Origin of the sequence: Pseudomonas sp. PDM14 (genome assembly GCF_014851905.1) — a bacterium.
Lineage (GTDB): Bacteria > Pseudomonadota > Gammaproteobacteria > Pseudomonadales > Pseudomonadaceae > Aquipseudomonas.
The window spans coordinates 91,457-111,355 of sequence record NZ_JACVAQ010000002.1 but is presented as its reverse complement, the minus strand read 5'-3'; the positions used below and the strand labels follow the sequence as shown (position 1 = coordinate 111,355).

Here is a 19,899-nt window from a genome sequence, read left to right as displayed (position 1 = left end):
CGGAGCGTGCCATGCCCCATACCCCTCACCTGCTGACCACCCACCTCGATGCCCTGCGCGTCGCGGCGCGTGCGCAGGCGGTATTGGCCGTGGCCGCCGATTATTTTTATGGGTATTGGTTTAGCCACAGGCGCGCCTGATACCCCACAGGCGCCCTAGCAGCACAGGGTCGCCACCAGACAGTTTCTCGAAACCCCCGGTCGGCCTCCCGACCGGGGGTTTTGTTTTTTTCCGGCCCGCAGGGGCCACTCGCACAGAGGATCAACCATGAACGCTTACACCACCGCTTACGCCTATTACCGCTACGACTGGCGATTTAGTGCCGTCACCCGCTTGCTCAGTCGAACACCCCATCGCCCCAGATAGCACGCCGCGCGCGACAGCCCTCGCGCCGGCCAAGGAACCGATCATGTCCGTAGCCGTTACCGCCCTCGCCCCCGTCACCCTCATCGGCGATCTGCCACCGGCGCCTAGCCGCCCGCAGCGCCAGACCACCGCCCTGCCCAGCGCCGACCAGTTGCGCGAGCAGCTGCCGCTTACCGCCACCCTCGCCCGTCAGGTTCAGCAACAGCGCCAGGCCATTCGCGATGTTCTCGATGGTCACGACTCACGCCTGCTGGTGGTGGTCGGCCCGTGCTCACTGCACGAGCCACGCGCCGTCCTGGAATACGCCACACGCCTGGCCGAACTGGCCCGCCGCGTGGACGACAGCCTGTTGCTGGTGATGCGCGCCTACGTCGAAAAACCACGCACCACCGTGGGCTGGAAAGGCCTGGTCTACGACCCGCACCTGGATGGCAGCAGCGACATGGCCGAAGGCCTGCGCCTGTCACGCCAGCTGATGCTCGACTTGCTGGAAATGGGCCTGCCACTGGCCAGCGAGTTGCTGCAGCCGCTGCTCGCCGGCTACTTCGACGACCTGCTCGGCTGGGCGGCGATTGGCGCACGCACCAGTGAATCTCAGGTGCATCGCGAACTGGTCAGCGGTCTGGAGATGCCGGTGGGATTCAAGAACGGCACCGACGGCAGCCTCGGCATCGCCTGCGACGCCATGCGCTCGGCGGCGCATGCGCATCAGCATTTCGGCGTCGACGACTACGGCCGACCGGCAATCGTGGCGACGCAGGGCAACCCGGACACCCACCTGGTGCTGCGCGGCGGCCATGGCGCGCCGAACTACGACGCCGCCAGCGTTGCCACGGCGCGTGCTGAGCTGGAGCGCCAGGGCATTGCCCCGCGGATCATGGTCGACTGCAGCCACGCCAACAGCGGCAAGAACCCGCAACGCCAACCCGAGGTGCTGCGCAGCGTGCTCGACCAGCGCCTGGCCGGCGACGGCGCCCTGCGCGCGGTGATGATCGAAAGCCACCTGTTCGACGGCGCTCAGAGCCTCGGCGGCGAGCTGCGCTACGGCGTATCGATCACCGATGCCTGCATCGGCTGGGATGGTACCGAACGCATGCTGCGCGATGCGGCTGAACGGATGCGCACTCTGCTGTAGATCGCCGGATGCCTGTGGCCATTGATAGGTATCGCTGCGCGCCACCTGCGCGGCCCGCCCCATCCTACGCAAACGTGACCCCAATGATCGTTCCCACGCTCCGCGTGGGAATGCATCCGAGGGCGCTCCGCGCCCGCAAGACATACAGGCTTACGTGACATTCCATGGCGCAGAGCGCCACAAGCGGCATTCCCACGCGGAGCGTGGGAACGATCAGAGCGACCGGACGGGCTGCGCAACTACAGGACTCGCGTGGCAGTCACGACTCTTCGCTGTCCAGCAGCAGGTTCTCCAGCGCCTCGCGGTACTCGCCCGGCTCCTGCCAGAGGCCGCGCTGCTGGGCTTCGAGCAGGCGCTCGATGATGTCCTGCAGGGCACCGGGGTTGTGCTGCTGGATGAAGTCACGGGTGTCTCTGTCCATCAGGTAGGCGTCGGTGAGCAGCGCGTACTGGTGGTCGTCGACCAGCTCGCTGGTGGCGTCGAAAGCGAATAGGTAGTCGATGGTCGCCGCCAGTTCGAAGGCGCCCTTGTAGCCGTGGCGCTTCATGCCCTCGATCCACTTGGGGTTGGCTGCGCGAGCGCGCACCACGCGGGCCAGCTCCTGTTTGAGGCTGCGGATACGCGGGGTGTCCGGCTGGCTGTTGTCGCCGTGGTAGCTGGCCACCTTGGCGCCACGCAGGGTTTCCACCGCCGCCAGCATGCCACCCTGAAACTGGTAATAGTCGTTGGAGTCGAGGATGTCGTGCTCGCGGTTGTCCTGGTTGTGCAGCACCGCCTGCAGTTGCTCCAGGCGCTCGGCGAACTGGCCCCGTGCGGGCGTCCCCTCGCTGCCTTTGCCGTAGGCATAGCCGCCCCAGTTCAGGTACACCTCGGCAAGATCCGCGCGGCTTTCCCAGAGACGTTCCTCGATGGCGTTTTGCACGCCGGCACCATAGGCGCCGGGCTTGGCGCCGAAGATCCGCCAGCCGGCCTGACGCCGTGCCTCGAGTTCATCCAGCCCACCATCCTGCAGTGCCAAGGCTTCCTGCCAGACGCGCGCGGACAACGGGTTCATGTCCGCCGACTCGTCCAAATCGGCGACCGCCTGCACGGCGTCGTCGAACAGGCGGATCAGGTTGGCGAAGGCATCACGGAAGAACCCGGAGACCCGCAAGGTCACGTCGACCCGTGGGCGGCCGAGCTGCTCGAGAGCGAGCACCTCGAAGCGCTCGACCCGCTGGCTACCCGCCTGCCACACCGGGCGCACCCCCATCAGGGCCATGGCCTGGGCGATATCGTCGCCGCCGGTGCGCATGGTCGCGGTGCCCCACACGGACAGGCCCAGCTGACGCAGATGGTCGCCTTCATCCTGCAGGTGACGCTCGAGCAGGCGGTCGGCAGCCTGCACGCCGAGGCGCCAGGCGGTGGGTGTTGGCAGGTTGCGCACGTCCACGGAATAGAAATTGCGCCCGGTGGGCAGCACGTCGAGCCGCCCACGGCTCGGCGCACCACTGGGGCCGGAGGGCACGAAGCGGCCATCGAGGGCATCGAGCAGGCCATGCATCTCGGCATCGCCACAAGCATCCAGCAACGGTGCAATTCGGCTGCGCAGGCTGTGCAGCACTGCCTCGCTCGATGCACCGGATTTGCAGTCCGGTGCATCGATCAACCTGAGTCCCAACAGCTCCAGGCGCTCACGGGTATCGCCGACACTGCGCCAGGGCTCATCGCTGAGGCCAATCAGCATCGCTGGGCGCGGCCCCACCCACGGCGCGGCCATGTCGCAATCGAGGGGGTCGAAGTCGAGCGCCAGGTCATGGGCCAGGGCACGCAGCAGGCTGGCATTACCGCCCTGGCCATCGCCACGAGGAATGCGCAGCAGGGCCAGCAGAGTGTCACGGCGCAACGTACCGGCCGGCGATTCGCCGAACACATGCAGGCCATCGCGGATCTGCGATTCCTTGAGGTCGCACAGGTAGGCGTCGAGTTGCGGCAACCAGCTGGCGGGGTCGTCATTGAGCTGCAGACCCAGTTCACGATCGAGGCTGGCCTCGCGGACCTTCTGCAGGATCTCGCCGCGCAGCTCACTGGCGCGGCGCAGGTCGAGCTGGCTGGCGTCGTAGTACTCGTCGGCCAGCCGCTCCAGATCCCGCAGCGGGCCGTAGCTCTCGGCGCGGGTCAGCGGTGGCATCAGGTGGTCGATGATCACCGCCTGGGTACGGCGTTTGGCCTGGGCGCCTTCGCCGGGATCGTTGACGATGAAGGGGTAGATGTTCGGCAGCGCCCCGAGGATCGCCGTTGGCCAGCAGTTTTCGGACAAGCCGACGCTCTTACCCGGCAGCCATTCCAGGTTGCCGTGCTTGCCGACATGAATCACCGCCTGGGCGGCGAACACATGGCGCATCCAGAAATAGAAGGCCAGGTAGCCATGCGGTGGCACCAGGTCGGGGTCGTGATAGACCGCCGCCGCATCCACCTGATAACCCCGCGCCGGCTGGATGCCGACGAAGGTCAGGCCGAAACGCAGACCGGCGATCATCAGCCGGCCACTGCGGAACATCGGATCGTTTTCTGGGGCACCCCAACGCGCCAGCACCGCCTGGCGGTTGGCCTCGGGCAGGGCTGCGAAGAACCGCTGGTAGGCGTCCAGCGCCAAACTTTGCGCGCAGGGCCGCAGATCGAGGTTGTCGAGATCGTTGGTCACGCCACCGAGCAACTGGTGGATCAGCGCGGTGCCGCTGTGCGGCAACGCCTCGACCGGATAACCCTGCTGTTGCAAGGCCTGGAGGATATTCAGCGCCGCCGCCGGGGTGTCCAGGCCGACACCGTTGCCGATACGGCCGTCGCGGGTCGGGTAGTTGGCCAACACCAGGGCAATGCGTTTGTCCGCAGCCGGCGTGCACTGCAGCTCGCACCAGCGCCGTGCCAGTTCGGCGACGAAATCCATGCCCGGCAGGTGCGCGCGGTAGCAGACCACATCGCTCTGGCTGCGCTCGCTGCGCCAGGCCAGGCCCTTGAAGCTGATCGGCCGGGTGATCAGTCGGCCGTCCAGCTCCGGCAGCGCGATATGCATGGCCAGATCGCGGGGGCCGAGGCCCTGGGCGTTGCCTTGCCACTGCTCTTCGCTGTCCAGCGCGCAAAGCGCCTGCAGCACCGGCACATCGCGGCGAAACGGCCTTGCCTGGGGCGACTCCGGGTTGGATTGGGCGAAACCGGTGGTGTTGAGGATCATGCTCGCGCCGGCTTCGTCCAGCCAATCCTCGACTTGCGCCAGGCAGGCCGCCTCCTTGAGGCTGGCCACGGCAATGGGCAATGGATTGAGGCCCTGGGCCTGCAGCCGCTGGCAGAAGGTGTCGACGAAGGCGGTGTTCGCCGCCTGCACATGGGTGCGGTAGAAGAATAGCGCCGCCACCGGCGCGTCAGGCTGCCACTCGGCGCGCCAATCATCCAGGCGCACGTCACTTTTGTGCGGATGGTAGAGCCCGACACGCGGCAGCGCGCGGGGGGCATCCCAGGCGTAGTCGCGACTCAGGTAGCGATTGGCGATGCAATGGAAGAACTGCAGCGCGTTATCCACCCCGCCCTGGCGCAGATACTGCCAGAGCCGCTCGGCATCCTCGGCGGCGACGTTGCCCAGGCCGGTCAATTCGGGATCGGGGCTGTCATCGCCGGGCACCAGAATCAACGTCTTGCCGCGCCCCGCCAGCTCCACCAGACGCTCGATGCCGTAGCGCCAGTAGCTGACGCCGCCGTGCACGGAAATCAGGATGACCTTGGCGTGCTGCAGCACCTGCTCGACGTAGAAATCCACCGAGGCGTGGTTGCCCAGTTGCGCCGGACTGGCCAGACGCAGGGTTGGGTAATCCTCGGGCAGATGACGAGCGACCTCTGCCAGCAGCGACAGGTGCGAGTCGCCGGTGCACAGCACCACCAGCTCGGCGGGCGTCTGACCGAGATCGGCAACGCTGTCGGCTGGCAGGGCAACGCCGGGCTGGGTGCGCAGCAGGTGCATGGGTCAGGGCACCATCGAGGAAACCAAAGCGCCCTCACCCCAACCCTCTCCCGGGGGGAGAGGGAGTTGGATCAGCGCAGAGGTTCCGGCCATGCATGCGAGTGCTCCCCTCTCCCCTCGGGAGAGGGGCCGGGGGTGAGGGTGGGCAGTCCGCGCAAGGGGCATCAGCTCAACGATGCCTTCAATTCGGCCTCGATGGCAGCCTGATCCAGCTCCTGCCCAATCACCACCAAGCGGCTGATGCGGGCCTCCTCGGCGCCCCAGGCGCGGTCGAAGTGTTTGTCGAAGCGCTGGCCAACGCCCTGTACCAGCAGGCGCATCGGCTTGCCTGGAATCGCCGCGAAGCCCTTGATGCGCAGGATGCCGTGCTTGGCCACAACGTCTTTCAGCGCCTGCAGCAGGCGCGTTTCTTCCGCTTCCGGCAGATCGACGGAGAAGGAGTCGAACTCGTCGTGGTCGTGATCCTCGTCCTCATCGTCGTGATGGGTGCGACGGCTGTCGATGTGCAGCTCGGTCTCGCTGTTCAGACCCAGCAGCACGTCCAGCGGCAGTTCGCCGTTACGCGCCTCGATCACCTTGACCGCTTCCGGCAGTTCTTCCGCCACTTCGGCGCGCACCGTCGCCAGGGCGTTGGCGTCGAGCAGGTCGGTCTTGTTGAGGATCACCAGGTCGGCGCTGGCCAACTGGTCGGCGAACAGCTCGTGCAGCGGCGACTCGTGATCCAGGTTCGGGTCCTGCTTGCGCAGCGCGTCGACCTGATCGGGGAAGGCGGCGAACGTGCCGGCGGCCACGGCCGGGCTGTCGACCACGGTGATCACCGAGTCGACCGTGCAGGCGTTGCGGATTTCCGGCCAGTTGAAGGCCTGCACCAGTGGTTTGGGCAGGGCCAGGCCGCTGGTCTCGATGAGGATATGGTCGAAGTCGCCACGGCGCGCCACCAGTTCACGCATCACCGGGAAGAACTCTTCCTGCACGGTGCAGCACACGCAGCCGTTGGCCAGTTCGTAGACGCGGCCAGCGGCCTCTTCCTCGCTGCAGCCGATGGCGCACTGCTGGAGGATGGCGCCATCGATGCCCAGCTCGCCGAACTCGTTGACGATGACCGCGATACGGCGACCCTCGGCGTTGCCGAGCATGTGGCGCAGCAGTGTGGTTTTGCCGGCACCGAGGAAGCCGGTGACGATGGTGACGGGAAGTTTGGCGAGCGATTTCATGCGGGGCCCTGCGTCGATGATGGCGGCGAACGGGGGCAGCAGGACAGGCATGTACGGCCGGGCCGTCATGCGTGCACCACCGGATCACCCCGCCCGGTTGTCAAAGCGTCATCGAGGCAGGTCTCCTGGCTGGCAGGTCGGCATCGCTGCGCTGCCTTCCCGGTTGCCCAGTGGCGTCACGCGCATCGACTCGCTGCATACAGTTGCGGGGGCAGCCACGGCTTGCCGTGTTCCCTCTTAGCCGCGACGCAAGCGCCGCAGAACCTCGAAAGCGCGAAGGCTACGCAGGCCGCGGTGGCAGGTCAATCGCCAGAGTTGACGCTCGCGCCCGCTTCGTGATGTTCTAGAAAGGCTGTTTCAGGTGTCTCGCGCCGGCGTGCGCGAGGTGAAACGGGAAGCCGGTGGGTCATCCGCTCGATTGCGAGCGAAGACGAGTCCGGCGCTGCCCCCGCAACGGTAAGCGTACGTAGGGTTGTCGTAGTCACTGTGCCAGGCGCATGGGAAGGCTGACCCACACTGTCGAGAGACGGTCGTCGCAAGCCCGGAGACCGGCCTGAACCCCTTAGTTTGGCAACCCGCGGTGGGCGGGTACGCGCCGGATTCAGGCCCTGCCGGGCCTGCTCGTGCTGCGTCCTTCTGCCCTGCCCCTTTTCATCAGAAGGTCAGATCATGTCCAGCAGCACGCTTCCGTCTTCCGCAGCCGTCACGCTTCCCCTGTCGCAACGCCTGGTTCTCGCCGTCGGCAGCATCCTGCTCGGCGCGGCGCTAATCTTCGTTGCTGGTTTCTCGCACATCGAGGCGATGCACAACGCCGCCCACGATACCCGCCACAGCGCTGCGTTCCCCTGCCACTGAGCAGCCCGACGCCCACTCTTTCGAGAAGCCGACTCCAATGATCAAACGTATCGCCCAAACCGCCGGGTTCGCCGGCCTGCTCGCCGCCATCGTGCTGACCCTGCTGCAAAGCCTGTGGGTCACTCCGCTGATTCTCCAGGCGGAAACCTACGAAAACAGCGAACCGGCCACCGAGGTCGTCGCCGAACACAGCCACGCGGCCGACGCCGCCGCTCACGAGCACAGCCATGACGCCGAAGCCTGGTCGCCGGAAGACGGCTGGCAGCGCGTGCTCTCCACCGGCCTGAGCAACCTGGTGGTTGCCGTCGGTTTCGGCCTGATGCTGGCCGGCCTGTTCACCCTGCGTGCGCCGAACAAGACCTGGCAGGGCCTGCTCTGGGGCCTGGGCGGTTTCGCCACGTTCTCCCTGGCGCCATCCGCCGGCCTGCCGCCGGAACTGCCGGGCACCGCCGCTGCCGACCTGCTGCTGCGCCAATACTGGTGGATCGGCACGGCACTGGCCACTGCAGGCGGTCTCGGCCTGCTGGCCTTCGGTCGTAACTGGGCGCTGCGCATCGGCGGCCTGGTACTGCTGGCCATCCCGCACCTGATCGGCGCACCGCAGCCCGAGGTGCACGAGAGCCTGGCCCCGGAAGCCCTTGAGCACGAATTCATCCTCGCCTCCCTGCTGACCAACGCGGTGTTCTGGTCCGCCCTCGGTCTGGCTGCCGCCTGGTTCGCCAGCCGCACCAAGCAACCGTCCGCCTGAGTCATGCGCGCCTCGCTCCGGGGCGCGTTTTCTCGATGAGCATCGTGGTAGCCGGGATCGGTTGTCGCAAGGACTGCCCACTGGCCGACCTGCTAGCCTTGCTCGAGCAGGTCGTTGCCGAAGCAGGCCTCACACTCGATGATCTCAACGCCCTGGCCAGCAGCACGCACAAGCGCGATGAGCCGGGCCTGCAGCAACTGGCGCACCACCTTGCCCTCCCCCTCGCCTTGCTCCCCAGCGAGCACCTGGCCGGTTACCATGCACGCCTGAGTCAATCCTCGGCGCTTGCGCTGGCCATCACCGGCAGCGCTGGCGTGGCCGAAGCCAGCGCACTGGCGCATGCCGAGGCCCTGAGTGGAACAGCGGCCAGGTTGCGCTGCGAAAAGCGCAGCAGCGCCCGCGCCAGCATCGCCCTGGCAGTCGCCAGCGGCGCCTGACCGCCCCCCCCCTGAGTTGTGGAGAACGCATGACCGTCTATTTCATCGGCGCCGGCCCTGGCGATCCCGAGCTGATCACCGTCAAGGGCCAGCGCCTGCTGCGCAGCTGCCCGGTGATTCTCTACGCCGGCTCGCTGGTGCCCGAGGCGGTACTCGCCGGGCACAGCGCCGAGCAGGTGGTGAACACCGCACCGTTGCATCTCGATGAAATCATCGCGCTGCTCGCCGCCGCCCACGCCAACAGCCAGGATGTGGCCCGCGTGCACTCCGGCGATCCCTCGCTGTATGGCGCCATCGGCGAGCAGATCCGCCACTTGCGCGCGCTCGGCATCCCTTTCGAGATCATTCCCGGTGTCACCGCCACCGCCGCCTGCGCGGCCTTGCTGGAAAGCGAACTGACTCTGCCCGAAGTGTCGCAGACGGTAATTCTCACGCGCTTCGCCAGCAAGTCGCCGATGCCGCCCGGCGAAGAACTGCACGACCTTGCCCGCCATCGCGCGACCATGGCCATCCACCTGGGCATCAACCAGCTCGCGCAGATCGTCGAACAGCTGTTGCCGCATTACGGCCGCGATTGTCCGATCGCCGTGATCCATCGCGCCAGCTGGCCCGATCAGGACTGGGTCAGTGGCACCCTCGCCACCATCGAGGCGCAAGTACAGGCCAAGGGCTTTCGCCGTACCGCACTGATTCTGGTCGGCCGCGTGCTGGGCGCCGAGCAGTTTGCCGACTCAGCCCTCTACAACGCCGAAACCCGTCACCTGTTCAGGGCGAGCGACGACGCAGGCAATAGCGGCTCAGATTGACCTTGCCGAGGTTCTCGGCAATGGCGATTTCCATCCCCTGCTCGCCCAACTGCTGGTTGATGTCGCTGGCGAATAGCGCGCGGATGAACGACTGGTAGTCCGGCGCGCCGCCACCCATTTCGCGCACCATAAACCCATGCAGCGCAGGCAGGCTAAACGCCCACTCGCCAGGCGCACACGTAAAGCCCTGTGCCTGCAAACGCGCCAGCCATGCGTGGTTGCCCGCGACAACGTGCTGGCAGCACTCGAGAAAAACATCCACGGCATCGGGCATGGCGACCGGTCTTCACTTGGCTGGAGAGGTATTTCAGCAGACGCGGCAAATCGCGCTACTGGCGCTTCGATGGTCAAGCCTATACGGCCGCGCCACGCATTTACAGCCGTGCAACGACCGCTCACACCTCGGGTAAAACCATCGCCCTCATGCAGGGTCACAGCAGATGAGCACGATCAATCCACCCGATCACGCGAGGTCACCATGTCCACCGACAAAGAACTGGAAAAAGAAGTCCTAACCCGCCTGCTCCACGCCCATCCCGGCGGGCTGGGCAAGGAGATACTGGATAACTACCGTGGCGAGAGCGCCGTCGCCGAGGCCATCACCGACTTGCAATCGCGCGGGCTGATCCAGGACAGGAAAGCCGATGCGAACATCAACACCGACCCGATCAAACTGACCGCATCGGGCGTGGAAGCCGCCAAGCAGTTCGAGCACTGACAAAAAAGCCCCGGCACTGCCGGGGCTTTTTGTTTACGCGCGCCGCGATACTGCTCGGCTGCCTGGACTTACTCCACCTGAGACTCATCCGGGTCGCGTGGCTGCTCACCATCATCGCGATCCGGATCGACCGGTTCCGGGTCATGCTCCGCAGGGGGCAATTGCTGATCCTGCGGTCTTCCGTCGACGTGTCCCATCATCATGCTCCTCTGATTGCCTTCCTGTATCTGAAGACCCGAAGGCACGCGTGAACGTTCCAGAAACCCGCATGAGCACACGTCACGCAGGGCGACAGAACGCCGCAGGATTTTGGGCCGTGATGCAGCGCACAGATATCGAAAAGCCATCACCCCGCTGATATGCTCCGTGCAGCCAACAGGGAGCTCACTCAATGGAAGAAAAAAGGACATACCACGCGCTGCGCTCACACATCGATGCACTGATCGACCAGGGTGCGCAGATCGTCAGCCGCAGCCCTTTCAGCCTTCGGGTAAACGGCCGCCTCTATCGCATTCAGCACGGCATGATGGTCAGCTTCGGCCCAGGGTCGTAGCAGGCGAGGAATGTGATCGTCGAGCGTCGCGCAAGGGCGAGAGGAAAAGCAGAGAACTGAAGCCTCTGCGAACTGGTGCCCGAAGCCGGACTCGAACCGGCACGCCCTTACGAGCGAGAGATTTTAAGTCTCCTGCGTCTACCGATTTCGCCATTCGGGCGGTAGCGCTGCAAAGCGAGGGCTGGACTATATACAGCCATCGCACGCCTCGCAAGGCGCAAAAACAAAGCTGATGCAGATAAGAAAAAGCCCCGTAAATCAGTGATCTACGGGGCTTTTCTATAATGGAGGCCGATACCGGAATCGAACCGATGTACGCGGATTTGCAATCCGCTGCATAACCACTCTGCTAATCGGCCTCAAACGAAGACGCCGCAAAAAGCGGCGTCAACGTCAACAAATTGGAGCGGGAAACGAGACTCGAACTCGCGACCCCGACCTTGGCAAGGTCGTGCTCTACCAACTGAGCTATTCCCGCGTCTTGGTGACGGGCGCCATTTTATAGTTTCAAAACGCCGCGTCAACCCCTTGATTCAAAAAACTTTATTTCTTGTCAGTAGCAAAACCGAGATGCGGCCAAGCAGCCAGCAGATACTGCAGCATCGACCACAAGGTCAGCGCTGCGGCAATGATCAGCAAACCAAAGCCCAAACCGACCCAGACCGTCATGTGCGGCGGATTGGCCAGCAAAATGACCAGCGCCACCATTTGCGCCGCCGTTTTCCATTTGCCCAAGTTCGACACGGCCACATGCGCCCGCGCGCCCAGCTCGGCCATCCACTCGCGCAGCGCGGACACTACGATCTCACGACCGATGATGATGGCCGCCGGCAGGGTCAGCCAAAAGTTCGCGTGCTCCTCAACCAGCAGAACCAGGGCCACTGCAACCATCAGCTTGTCCGCCACCGGATCGAGAAAGGCACCGAACGGCGTGCTCTGCTCCCAGCGACGCGCCAGATAGCCATCGAACCAGTCGGTAACCGCTGCCAGCGCAAAGACACCACTGGCCGCCAGGTAGCTCCAGGAAAATGGCAGGTAGAAGAGAAGGATGATGACCGGGATCAGTAGTACGCGCAGAACGGTGAGAAGGTTTGGGATATTCATCTGGACCACTGACCAACGAGTTGAGCCGGCATTCTACTCGCTGTGCAGAGCGGCATAAATCGACTCGGCGAGCTTTTTGCTGATTCCCGGCGCCTTGGCGATCTCATCGCTGCTGGCACGCGTGAGCTCCTGCAAGCCACCGAAATGCTTGAGCAATTCGCGCCGGCGCTTGGGCCCGATGCCCGGCACATCTTCCAGACTCGATGTGCGCCGCGCCTTGCCCCGGCGCGCGCGGTGACCGGTAATCGCAAAGCGGTGTGCCTCATCGCGAATCTGCTGAATCAGGTGCAACGCGGGCGAATCACCGGGCAGTGTGAATTCATGCTCGGCATCGTTCAGATACAGAGTTTCCAGACCTGGCTTGCGCGTCACGCCCTTGGCCACGCCAAGGAGGATCAGCTCCGGCACGGCCAGCTCCTGCAGCACCTCGCTGGCCATGTTCATCTGCCCCTTGCCGCCGTCGACCAGCAGAATGTCCGGCAACTTGCCTTCGCCTTCCTTGAGCTTGCTGAACCGTCGCGTCAGCGCCTGGTGCATGGCGGCATAGTCGTCGCCCGCCGTCACGCCCTCGATGTTGTAGCGGCGATAGTCGGACTTCAACGGACCTTCCGGACCGAACACCACGCAGGACGCCACGGTGGCCTCACCGCTGGAATGGCTGATGTCGTAGCACTCCAGCCGCTGCGGAGGCTCGTCCAGACCCAGCGCCTCGGCCAGCGCATCGAAACGCGCCGCAACATGCTGACGATTGGCCAGCCGTGCGGACAGCGCCTGCTCGGCGTTGGTGACCGCCAGCTGTTGCCAGCGTGCGCGGGTACCACGTACGCGATGGCTGATGGCCAACTCGCGCCCACGCAACTCAGCCAGCGCCGCGGCGAGCGTGGGCAAATCCTCGTGCAGCACGTTGACGATCAGCTCGCTGGGCAGGTCGCGCTCATGGCTGCTGAGGTAGTACTGGGCAAGGAAAGCCGCCAGCACCGCACCGCCCTCTTCCTCAATGCCCACCTGGGGAAAGAAATTCTTGCTACCCAGCACACGTCCGCCACGCACGCTGATCAGGTGCACGCAGGCGCCGCCTGGGTTGACCATGGCCGCGACGACGTCCACATCGCCAGTGCCGCCCTCCATGCTCTGCTGGTCCTGCACGCGCCGCAGCAGCGCCATCTGGTCGCGCAGCTCGGCGGCACGCTCGAACTCCAGGTTCATCGCGGCCGCCTCCATGCTGGCCGAAAGCTCATCGGCTAGGGCGTTACTGCGACCTTCGAGGAACATCACCGAATGGCGCACGTCCTCGGCGTACTCGTCGGCATCGACCAGTCCCACGCACGGCGCCTTGCAGCGCTTGATCTGGTACTGCAGACAGGGCCGCGTGCGGTTCTTGAAGTAGCTGTCTTCGCACTGGCGAACCAGAAAGGCCTTCTGCAGCAGACCAAGGCTTTCACGCACGGCTCCTGCGCTGGGATAAGGGCCAAAGTAGCGGCCCTTCTCCTTCTTCGCTCCGCGGTAGATACCCAGCCGCGGAAACGCGCCGTCGGACAGCAGCACGTAGGGGTAGGACTTATCGTCACGCAGAAGAATGTTGTACGGCGGCCGCCACTGCTTGATCAGCGTCTGCTCGAGCAGCAGCGCTTCGGTTTCGTTGGCAGTGATGGTGGTTTCGACCTGTGCGATGCGTGCAACCAGCGCCGCGGTCTTCGGCGCGAGGCCGGTCTTGCGGAAATAGCTGGCCAGGCGTTTCTTCAGGTTCGAGGCCTTGCCGACGTACAGCAGCTTGGCCTCGCCATCGAACATCCGATAGACACCGGGGCGGCCACTGCAGGTGGCGAGAAACGCACTCGGATCGAACTGCACGGGCATCTCAGCTGATGGCATCGACCATCCCATGACGCACGGCCAACAGGGCCAGCTCCACGTCACTGGTAATGGATAGCTTCTCGTAGATGCGGTAGCGGTAGGTGTTCACCGTCTTCGGCGACAGGCACAGCTTGTCGGAGATGGTCTGCACCTTCTGGCAGTTGGCGATCATCAGGGCGATCTGGATCTCGCGCTCGGAAAGCGAGTCGAACGGCGAGCCGCTGCCATTGGGCTGGAAGGACTTGAGCGCCAGCTGCTGGGCAATCTGCGAGCTGATGTAACGCTGCCCGGCAAACCCCATGCGAATAGCCTGAACCATCTCTTCCAGCGCCGCGCCCTTGGTCAGGTAACCGGCCGCGCCAGCCTGGAGCAAACGCGTCGGGAACAGATCGTCCTCACACGCGGTGACGGCAATGATCTTCAAGTCGGGATAGCTGCGCAGGAGCTTGCGCGTGGCTTCAAGGCCGCCGATGCCGGGCATCTTGACGTCCATGAGGACGACATCGGGCTTGAGCTCGCGGACCTTCTTCAGCGCTTCTTCGCCGGAATCCGCCTGGCCAATGACCTGCAGGCCATCGATGTCGGCCAGCATGCGGGTAATTCCTGTACGAACCAGATCGTGGTCATCGACCACCAGCACCTTAATCAAGCGACACCTCGCTGCATCAAACACGCCGCTTAAGCGGTCTTTTGGGCAGGCAGTGAATCTGTGATGGCTTTCACGAACCTAGCTTGGCGTAAATTCGTCAAAAAGCAAACGCCAAAAAGGCATCACTTTATAAGGCAACAACCGAATTTGGCGGAAGCGGTGAGATTCGAACTCATACGCTTCAAAGCCGCGCCTCTGCAGGCCGCGTGAGACGCGGCCCCACCTGTTACCAAGTCATGAATTTCGTTCCCAACGTGTTCCCAAGCTTCCTTGGGAGGAATGCTCTGGAACGACGCAGCGGCGATTCTACCGGATTTCAGGTTGACCCACGGGAAAAAGGTAATTTTGGTAAGTCGATTCAATTTTCTGCAATTTATCCTTATGTATCAATTGGTTATCTAGACGATATTAAGGTAAGAATTTGGTAAGTCCAGGTGCATAAATTACCTTTCCGACGGGCATTCCCCAATCAAATAAAAACCTTTGATATCAGATAGATAGCAAAAAATTACCTTCTGCCTGACCTTAAATTACCCCTAAAGGTAAGTCCTAAATGCCTAGTGCCACGCGGCTTCTGGGTGCCCTTCTTCAACACCTGACCAAAATTACCTTATCCCGGCGCCACGCTTGAAACTGGCTGTGCGCCCCCTTCCGCAATCACTTCAACATCAAATCACCTCATCGGTGCAGGGTTTCGCAGGGATTTCTAGTCCCACCAATCTGCACGCACGCCCCGGAGCTAACCGCCGGGCTCGCTATGCAGGGGTGCAGGTAAAACGACACATTTAGCCCGCAGGCGTGGCGGGGGGACGACGGCGCGCGCCAGAGTGGGCCCCATCCACGGGGCAGCGGCGTGGCCTGACTCTGGTGGCGTGATGACGGGAGGCCCAGAATTCGTGGCAAGTACATGCCTCGCTCTGTATATTCGCGGGCTTTTGGCGTGAGGGTCAGGCATGAAGAGTTACATCGAGATGTTTGCCGAAGCGATCGCTCTGACCAACACCATCAATCAAGGGATGTCGAACTACCCCCTCCAGATCATCACAGACGCCTCCGTCAACCTGAAGATGGTCGTTGCCGCAATTGCCAAGGACTTCTCTGAGTTCATGCCTGGCTCCGAGATTCTTCCAGGCCGATGCTTCTGGGTGGTGAGGGAGCTGTCGTACGTATTGTTCGATCTAGGTATCAGACACACAGTAACGATTGGGGACATCGAGCTGGCAGAGGGCATGTATACAGGCGCAACTGCGGCTGACCTGCTTGATGAAATCTCAGAGGGATATCAATACGAGATAAGAGACGGGGCAATACACGGGAAACCCGCCAAGGGGCACGCCTGGATCACCTTGGAATCAGGCGATGTGATTGATGGCACGATCCTGGCCTCACAGCACCGCAAGTTGCGAAGCGCAGCTGAGCCATTGCCCCTTAATGAGGCGATCTTCTACACCGGCAAGCCGGGCACACCTATGATCCGCCACATCCCAATGCTGACAGGCCTGATCTATCACCAGAAGGTCCTAATCGGTGAGCATGATGGTTTCTTGGCTGAGTACTGTCAGTGGTCAGAAGACTATGGTCGGCTGATGTCCCGGCTGGACCTAATGCGAGCGGTCCCCTTCCTTACAACCCAAAAACGCTGAGAGGGCTTGAGGTCCAGCTCACGGTCCGGCGATCCCTTCTATATCACTGAACCGCACCACCTCCTCCCCTAGCCACTCATTCACCAGCGCCAGGCGCCTTTGCAGCGGCTCCAGCTCCAGCGCAGCCCACACCTCAAACGCCTCTTTCGGCGACCCAAACCCACCAGCGTTCTTCGGCACGATCCCCATCAGCTGCGGATACACCCGCAGCGCCGCCAGCACGTCACCCTGGGTCTGGTCCTTGATCGAGTTGAACTCATCCTTCGCCGCCACCTCGCTCACCGGTATCAGCTGGATGCCCTCCTTCTTGCCGTTGGGCGCGTACACGAACAGGTTGCGGAAATTCCCTGGGCCCTTGGCGTTCCTCAACGCGGTGCGTAGGTCATCGATGTCCTCTTCGTTCTGCGCCGCATCGGTCATATAAAGGATGAACCCGGCGTGACTGCCGTTCTCGAAGTACTTCCTGCGGAACAACGTGGCCGACTGGTTCAACAGCGCCGACTGCAACGCGCTGATCCACTCCGGCAGCCCGTAGATTTCCTGATGTAGATCCACCTCTCGCAGGTGGAACACGCTGCCCGGCTCGAATTCGTGCTCATCCTTCCAGCCCTGCACCTGGAAGAACCGCCCCTCCTTGCCCGCCCGCATGTACTTCGCCAGCGGCGGCTGCAGCGCCATCGTCTGGCGCAGCATCGAGCGCCGCCCTTCCAGATAGGCATTGCCCAGGCACAGGTAGTCCTGGACGTACTGCTCGAAGGCCGGCCGGCTGAGCAGCCGGTGCGGAATAAAGGTCCGGCTCAGCTGGTTACGCTTGAAGCGCAACCCCGAATCCAGGTGCACACTGGCCCGCGTCGACCGCGCCAAGCCATCCATCGACAACGGCGGCTCATACCACCGCCCGTTAAACCAGCACTCTAGGTAATCGAAGATCTCCCGCGCCGACAGCACCGACTCCGGCTCCCCGAAGGTGAACGCCATCGCCCCCTTGCTTACGCCCTGACCTGCGCCGGCCACAGCCAGCTCCGTACCTGTACCCATCAGAAAATCTCCATGCGCCCGGTATTGGCAGCGGTCTGCCCTTCCAGGGGTTCGTTGTGCAATGCGTGGAACAGCGCCCAGGCCAGGTCGGCATGGCCCGTCTCGTCGCTGCGCCCGGCGGTGTAGGTGAATTGCCGCCCACTGGCGGTCATCGTTTTGCGGATCGCCATCAGCGACTGCGCCATGTCCGTCCAGCCGCCGTCGAACTCCAGGCGGCCCTTGTGGATCACGTCATACGCCTTCAGCACCAGGCGGGTTTTCACCTCGGGCGAATAGCTGAAGGTCGTCAGGTTCGGGAAAAACTGCTTAACCAGCTGCGCCACGCCCGAGCCCATGCCCGTCATGTCGATGCCGATATAGGTCACCCAGAAACGCTTCGTCACCTGGCGGATGGCCTCGGCCTGCGCCGAAAAATCCATCCCGCGGAACTGGTGGCGCTCCAGAATGCGGAACTTCCCGCCCGGCACCTGCGGCGGCGCCACCACCACCAGGCCGGCGCTGTCGCCAGTCTCGGCGGGGTCATAGCCCACCCACACCTGCCGGTCAGCGAAAGGCCGTGCAGCGAAAGGCTTGTAGTCCTCACCCCACTCAACCCAGCTATCCACCATGCACGGCTGCAGCATCGCCAGCGGGAAGATGCTCGCCCCGTCGTCGACGAACTCGCACATCAGCAGGTTCTGGAACGCCTCGGCGTCGTACTCCTGGCGCAGTTCATCCAGGTCGAACAGGTCGCACCCGCGTTGCTCGGCATCAATGATCGTGACGATCTGCCGCCACACCTTGTCCTCGCACAGACGCCCCTGCTGCAGGGCATCGTGCGAAACATCAATCTTGATCCGCTTCGCCGCCGGCTTACCCCGGTTGAACCGCTCCCCCGTCCAGAACGTGTACGCCTCATGCGCCATGCTCGAAGGCGTCGAGAAATAGGTCCTCCGATATTGCTTCTGCATCGCCATGCCGCTGGCGACCTTGTTCAGCTCGCGGAACTTGAACGTCCAGAAGAATTCGTCGAAGTAGAAATTGCCGTGGTAGCCCTGGGCTGTGCGCGCGTTGGTACCCAGGAAGTGCAGCTCGGCGCCGTTGCCCAGGATGATCGGGTCTCCCGTCAGCTCCAGCCCGCACACCTCCCGCGCGAAGGCCTGGATATACGCCTTGAAAATGTGCGCCTGGTTCTTCGAGGCCGACAGGAATATCTGGTTACGCCCCGTCACCAGCGCATCAATCAGCGCCTCCCGGGCGAAGTAGTACGTGGCACCGATCTGGCGTGACTTGAGGATGGCCCTGGTGCGTTGGTCGCCCGCCCGATACCAGTCCAGCTGATACCCGAAGCACCCATCGCGGAAGGCCTCCGTCAGCTGCTCGACATGCTCCTCGCTGAACTCGTTGCGCTTCGGCTTCGCCTTGGGGCCGCTGTTCCGATTGTTCAGTTTCGGGTTTAGCTCGGCGTCGGTACCGCCGCCCTGGTAACGCTCAATCCGCGCCTGCCGCTCCAACTGGCGGTGCAGCAAGTCGATTTCCTTGAAGTCCCCGCCGCTCTTCCCGTCCTTCAGAATCAACTGCACCAGGCGCGCTTCCAACGCGCCCCCGATCCGCTCTACATTGTCAGCCCGGTCCCACTCGTCCCTAGCCTTCCAGGCGTGGACCGTCTTCTCCTTCTCGCCCAGGTGCTCGGCGATCTCGCACACGCGCCAGCCCGTCCAGTACAGAAACTTGGCCTGGCGGCGGTTGTCACGGATGGGAATTTCGACGGCTGCATTCATGGCAGCGATGCTGCCGCCCTCGCGCGAGCCTCTGTAGCGCTGCGCCCTGTAGCGCCGCCCGCTACAGGGCGAGTCCGTTGCCCGCCACCCCCTCAGATATCGAACATGCCCTCAACGCAACGGCAGACCGCCGCCACCGCATCGAGGACAGCCCGCATGGCCGCCAGCAACCAAGCCACCAAGAAATACCGCTCCAAGTGGACCCGCATTGCAGTCGAAGGCGCGACCACCGACGGCCGCACCATTGAACGCAGCTGGATCGAGCAAATGGCCGCTCAGTACAGCCGCAACACCTACGGCGCCCGCCTCAACTGCGAGCACATGCGCGGCCTGTGGCCTGGTAGCGACTTCGGTGCGTTCGGTGACGTATTGGCCCTCAAGGCAGAAGAGGCCGATATCGGCGGCAAAAAGAAGCTCGCCCTCCTGGCGCAGATTGAGCCCACCGACTCCCTCATCGCCCTGAACAAAAAGAGCCAGAAGATCTACACCTCGATCGAGGTCAACCCCGAATTCGCAGACACCGGCAAGGCGTACCTGGTCGGCCTGGCCATCACGGACAGCCCCGCAAGCCTCGGCACCGAAGCACTCAGCTTCAGCGCCCAACACGGCACCCTGGCCAACCGCAAACAGGACAAAGACAACCTCTTCTCAGCAGCAGAGGAAGTCGAACTCGAATTCGAAGAGGTCACCGATCAGCCCGGCATGTTCGCCTCGCTGACCAAGGCAATCCGCGACCTCACCGGCAAGACCAAGGAAAAAGAAGGCACGGACGCCGCCCTGTTCTCCGAACTGGGCGAGGCCCTCCAAGGGCTGGTCACCTTCAGCACCCAGCAGGCCGAAGCCGCTGGCAAATCCGCAACCGACCTGGCCGATCTGCAGAAAAAATTCACCAGCCTGGAAACCGAGCTCAACACCCTCAAGGCCACGCTCGGCGGAACCGCTGACCACAACCAGCAGAAGCGCCCCGTGGCTACCGGTAGCGAAAAGCACGAACTGACCGACTGCTAACCCCAGCTCCCCAGCCCTGG

Annotated in this window: 18 protein-coding genes, 3 tRNA genes and 2 riboswitches; of the genes, 10 read left to right on the top strand and 11 right to left on the bottom strand. The window is 63.6% G+C overall.

Translation table 11 applies throughout. The annotated features are described in order from the left end of the window. Positions 1-11 precede the first annotated feature (11 nt). Together IB229_RS22045 and IB229_RS13195 are read left to right on the top strand one after the other, a co-directional pair. A complete protein-coding gene (locus IB229_RS22045) occupies positions 12-140 on the top strand; it encodes a hypothetical protein (protein WP_263864166.1) in 129 nt (42 codons plus the stop codon). Positions 141-409: 269 nt separating this feature from the next. Further along, complete coding sequence (locus IB229_RS13195) at positions 410-1,501, top strand: 3-deoxy-7-phosphoheptulonate synthase (protein WP_192329641.1); 1,092 nt, start codon at positions 410-412, stop codon at positions 1,499-1,501. Positions 1,502-1,760: 259 nt separating this feature from the next. On the opposite strand, the gene cobN is transcribed toward IB229_RS13195, so the two are convergent. Continuing rightward, a complete protein-coding gene (gene cobN, locus IB229_RS13190; protein ID WP_192329639.1) occupies positions 1,761-5,492 on the bottom strand; it encodes a cobaltochelatase subunit CobN in 3,732 nt (1,243 codons plus the stop codon). Positions 5,493-5,656: 164 nt separating this feature from the next. After that, positions 5,657-6,706: a cobalamin biosynthesis protein CobW gene (cobW, locus tag IB229_RS13185; RefSeq protein WP_318652109.1), complete on the bottom strand. Its 1,050-nt coding sequence runs from the start codon at positions 6,704-6,706 to the stop codon at positions 5,657-5,659. 97 nt (positions 6,707-6,803) lie between these two features. Then, a riboswitch (cobalamin riboswitch) is annotated at positions 6,804-6,989 on the bottom strand. Positions 6,990-7,048: 59 nt separating this feature from the next. After that, positions 7,049-7,278, top strand: a riboswitch (cobalamin riboswitch). A gap of 97 nt (positions 7,279-7,375) precedes the next feature. On the opposite strand from cobW, the gene IB229_RS13180 reads away from it, so the two are divergent. Genes IB229_RS13180 through cobM form a run of 4 tightly spaced genes read left to right on the top strand, consistent with a single transcriptional unit; the run spans position 7,376 to position 9,552 of the window. After that, entirely contained in the window at positions 7,376-7,561 is a 186-nt protein-coding gene (locus IB229_RS13180) for a CbtB domain-containing protein (RefSeq protein WP_192329635.1), read from the top strand. A gap of 37 nt (positions 7,562-7,598) precedes the next feature. Beyond that, a complete protein-coding gene (locus IB229_RS13175) occupies positions 7,599-8,309 on the top strand; it encodes a CbtA family protein (RefSeq protein WP_192329633.1) in 711 nt (236 codons plus the stop codon). A gap of 35 nt (positions 8,310-8,344) precedes the next feature. Beyond that, on the top strand, positions 8,345-8,746 hold the full coding sequence (locus IB229_RS13170; protein WP_192329631.1) for a cobalamin biosynthesis protein: 402 nt from the start codon (positions 8,345-8,347) through the stop codon (positions 8,744-8,746). 29 nt (positions 8,747-8,775) lie between these two features. After that, a complete protein-coding gene (gene cobM, locus IB229_RS13165; protein ID WP_192329629.1) occupies positions 8,776-9,552 on the top strand; it encodes a precorrin-4 C(11)-methyltransferase in 777 nt (258 codons plus the stop codon). Here the strand turns inward: cobM and IB229_RS13160 are convergent. After that, entirely contained in the window at positions 9,512-9,826 is a 315-nt protein-coding gene (locus IB229_RS13160; protein WP_192329627.1) for a hypothetical protein, read from the bottom strand. The genes cobM and IB229_RS13160 overlap by 41 nt on opposite strands. A gap of 204 nt (positions 9,827-10,030) precedes the next feature. Between IB229_RS13160 and IB229_RS13155 the strand changes: the two genes are divergently transcribed. Next, positions 10,031-10,270 carry a hypothetical protein gene (locus IB229_RS13155; protein WP_192329625.1) on the top strand — a complete coding sequence of 80 codons (240 nt, stop codon included), beginning with the start codon at positions 10,031-10,033 and terminating at the stop codon, positions 10,268-10,270. 391 nt (positions 10,271-10,661) lie between these two features. Further along, positions 10,662-10,823, top strand: coding sequence for a hypothetical protein (locus IB229_RS13150; RefSeq protein WP_192329623.1), 162 nt, complete (start codon positions 10,662-10,664; stop codon positions 10,821-10,823). A 73-nt stretch (positions 10,824-10,896) separates the two neighbouring features. Here IB229_RS13150 and IB229_RS13145 read toward each other — a convergent pair. From IB229_RS13145 to uvrY, 6 genes are all read right to left on the bottom strand, one after another. Next, positions 10,897-10,983: transfer RNA gene (locus tag IB229_RS13145), tRNA-Leu, on the bottom strand. A 125-nt stretch (positions 10,984-11,108) separates the two neighbouring features. Then, a tRNA-Cys gene (locus tag IB229_RS13140) sits at positions 11,109-11,182 on the bottom strand. 43 nt (positions 11,183-11,225) lie between these two features. Beyond that, positions 11,226-11,301, bottom strand: a tRNA-Gly gene (locus IB229_RS13135). 65 nt (positions 11,302-11,366) lie between these two features. After that, a complete protein-coding gene (gene pgsA / locus IB229_RS13130) occupies positions 11,367-11,927 on the bottom strand; it encodes a CDP-diacylglycerol--glycerol-3-phosphate 3-phosphatidyltransferase (protein WP_192329621.1) in 561 nt (186 codons plus the stop codon). Positions 11,928-11,960: 33 nt separating this feature from the next. Next, positions 11,961-13,784, bottom strand: coding sequence for an excinuclease ABC subunit UvrC (gene uvrC, locus IB229_RS13125; RefSeq protein ID WP_192331571.1), 1,824 nt, complete (start codon positions 13,782-13,784; stop codon positions 11,961-11,963). Position 13,785: 1 nt separating this feature from the next. After that, positions 13,786-14,430 carry a UvrY/SirA/GacA family response regulator transcription factor gene (uvrY, locus tag IB229_RS13120; RefSeq protein ID WP_192329619.1) on the bottom strand — a complete coding sequence of 215 codons (645 nt, stop codon included), beginning with the start codon at positions 14,428-14,430 and terminating at the stop codon, positions 13,786-13,788. A 953-nt stretch (positions 14,431-15,383) separates the two neighbouring features. Between uvrY and IB229_RS13115 the strand changes: the two genes are divergently transcribed. Continuing rightward, the gene (locus IB229_RS13115) at positions 15,384-16,073 is read left to right on the top strand and encodes a hypothetical protein (protein ID WP_192329617.1); all 690 of its coding nucleotides are present in this window, start codon (positions 15,384-15,386) and stop codon (positions 16,071-16,073) included. Between the two features lie 18 nt (positions 16,074-16,091). Here the strand turns inward: IB229_RS13115 and IB229_RS13110 are convergent, their stop codons facing one another. Both IB229_RS13110 and IB229_RS13105 read right to left on the bottom strand, forming a co-directional pair. Beyond that, complete coding sequence (locus tag IB229_RS13110; protein ID WP_192329615.1) at positions 16,092-17,111, bottom strand: phage portal protein; 1,020 nt, start codon at positions 17,109-17,111, stop codon at positions 16,092-16,094. Continuing rightward, positions 17,111-18,871, bottom strand: coding sequence for a terminase ATPase subunit family protein (locus IB229_RS13105; RefSeq protein WP_192329613.1), 1,761 nt, complete (start codon positions 18,869-18,871; stop codon positions 17,111-17,113). Before IB229_RS13105 ends, IB229_RS13110 begins: the two co-directional genes overlap by 1 nt. A 156-nt stretch (positions 18,872-19,027) precedes the next feature. Between IB229_RS13105 and IB229_RS13100 the strand changes: the two genes are divergently transcribed. Then, positions 19,028-19,879, top strand: coding sequence for a GPO family capsid scaffolding protein (locus tag IB229_RS13100; protein WP_192329611.1), 852 nt, complete (start codon positions 19,028-19,030; stop codon positions 19,877-19,879). Positions 19,880-19,899 lie beyond the last annotated feature (20 nt).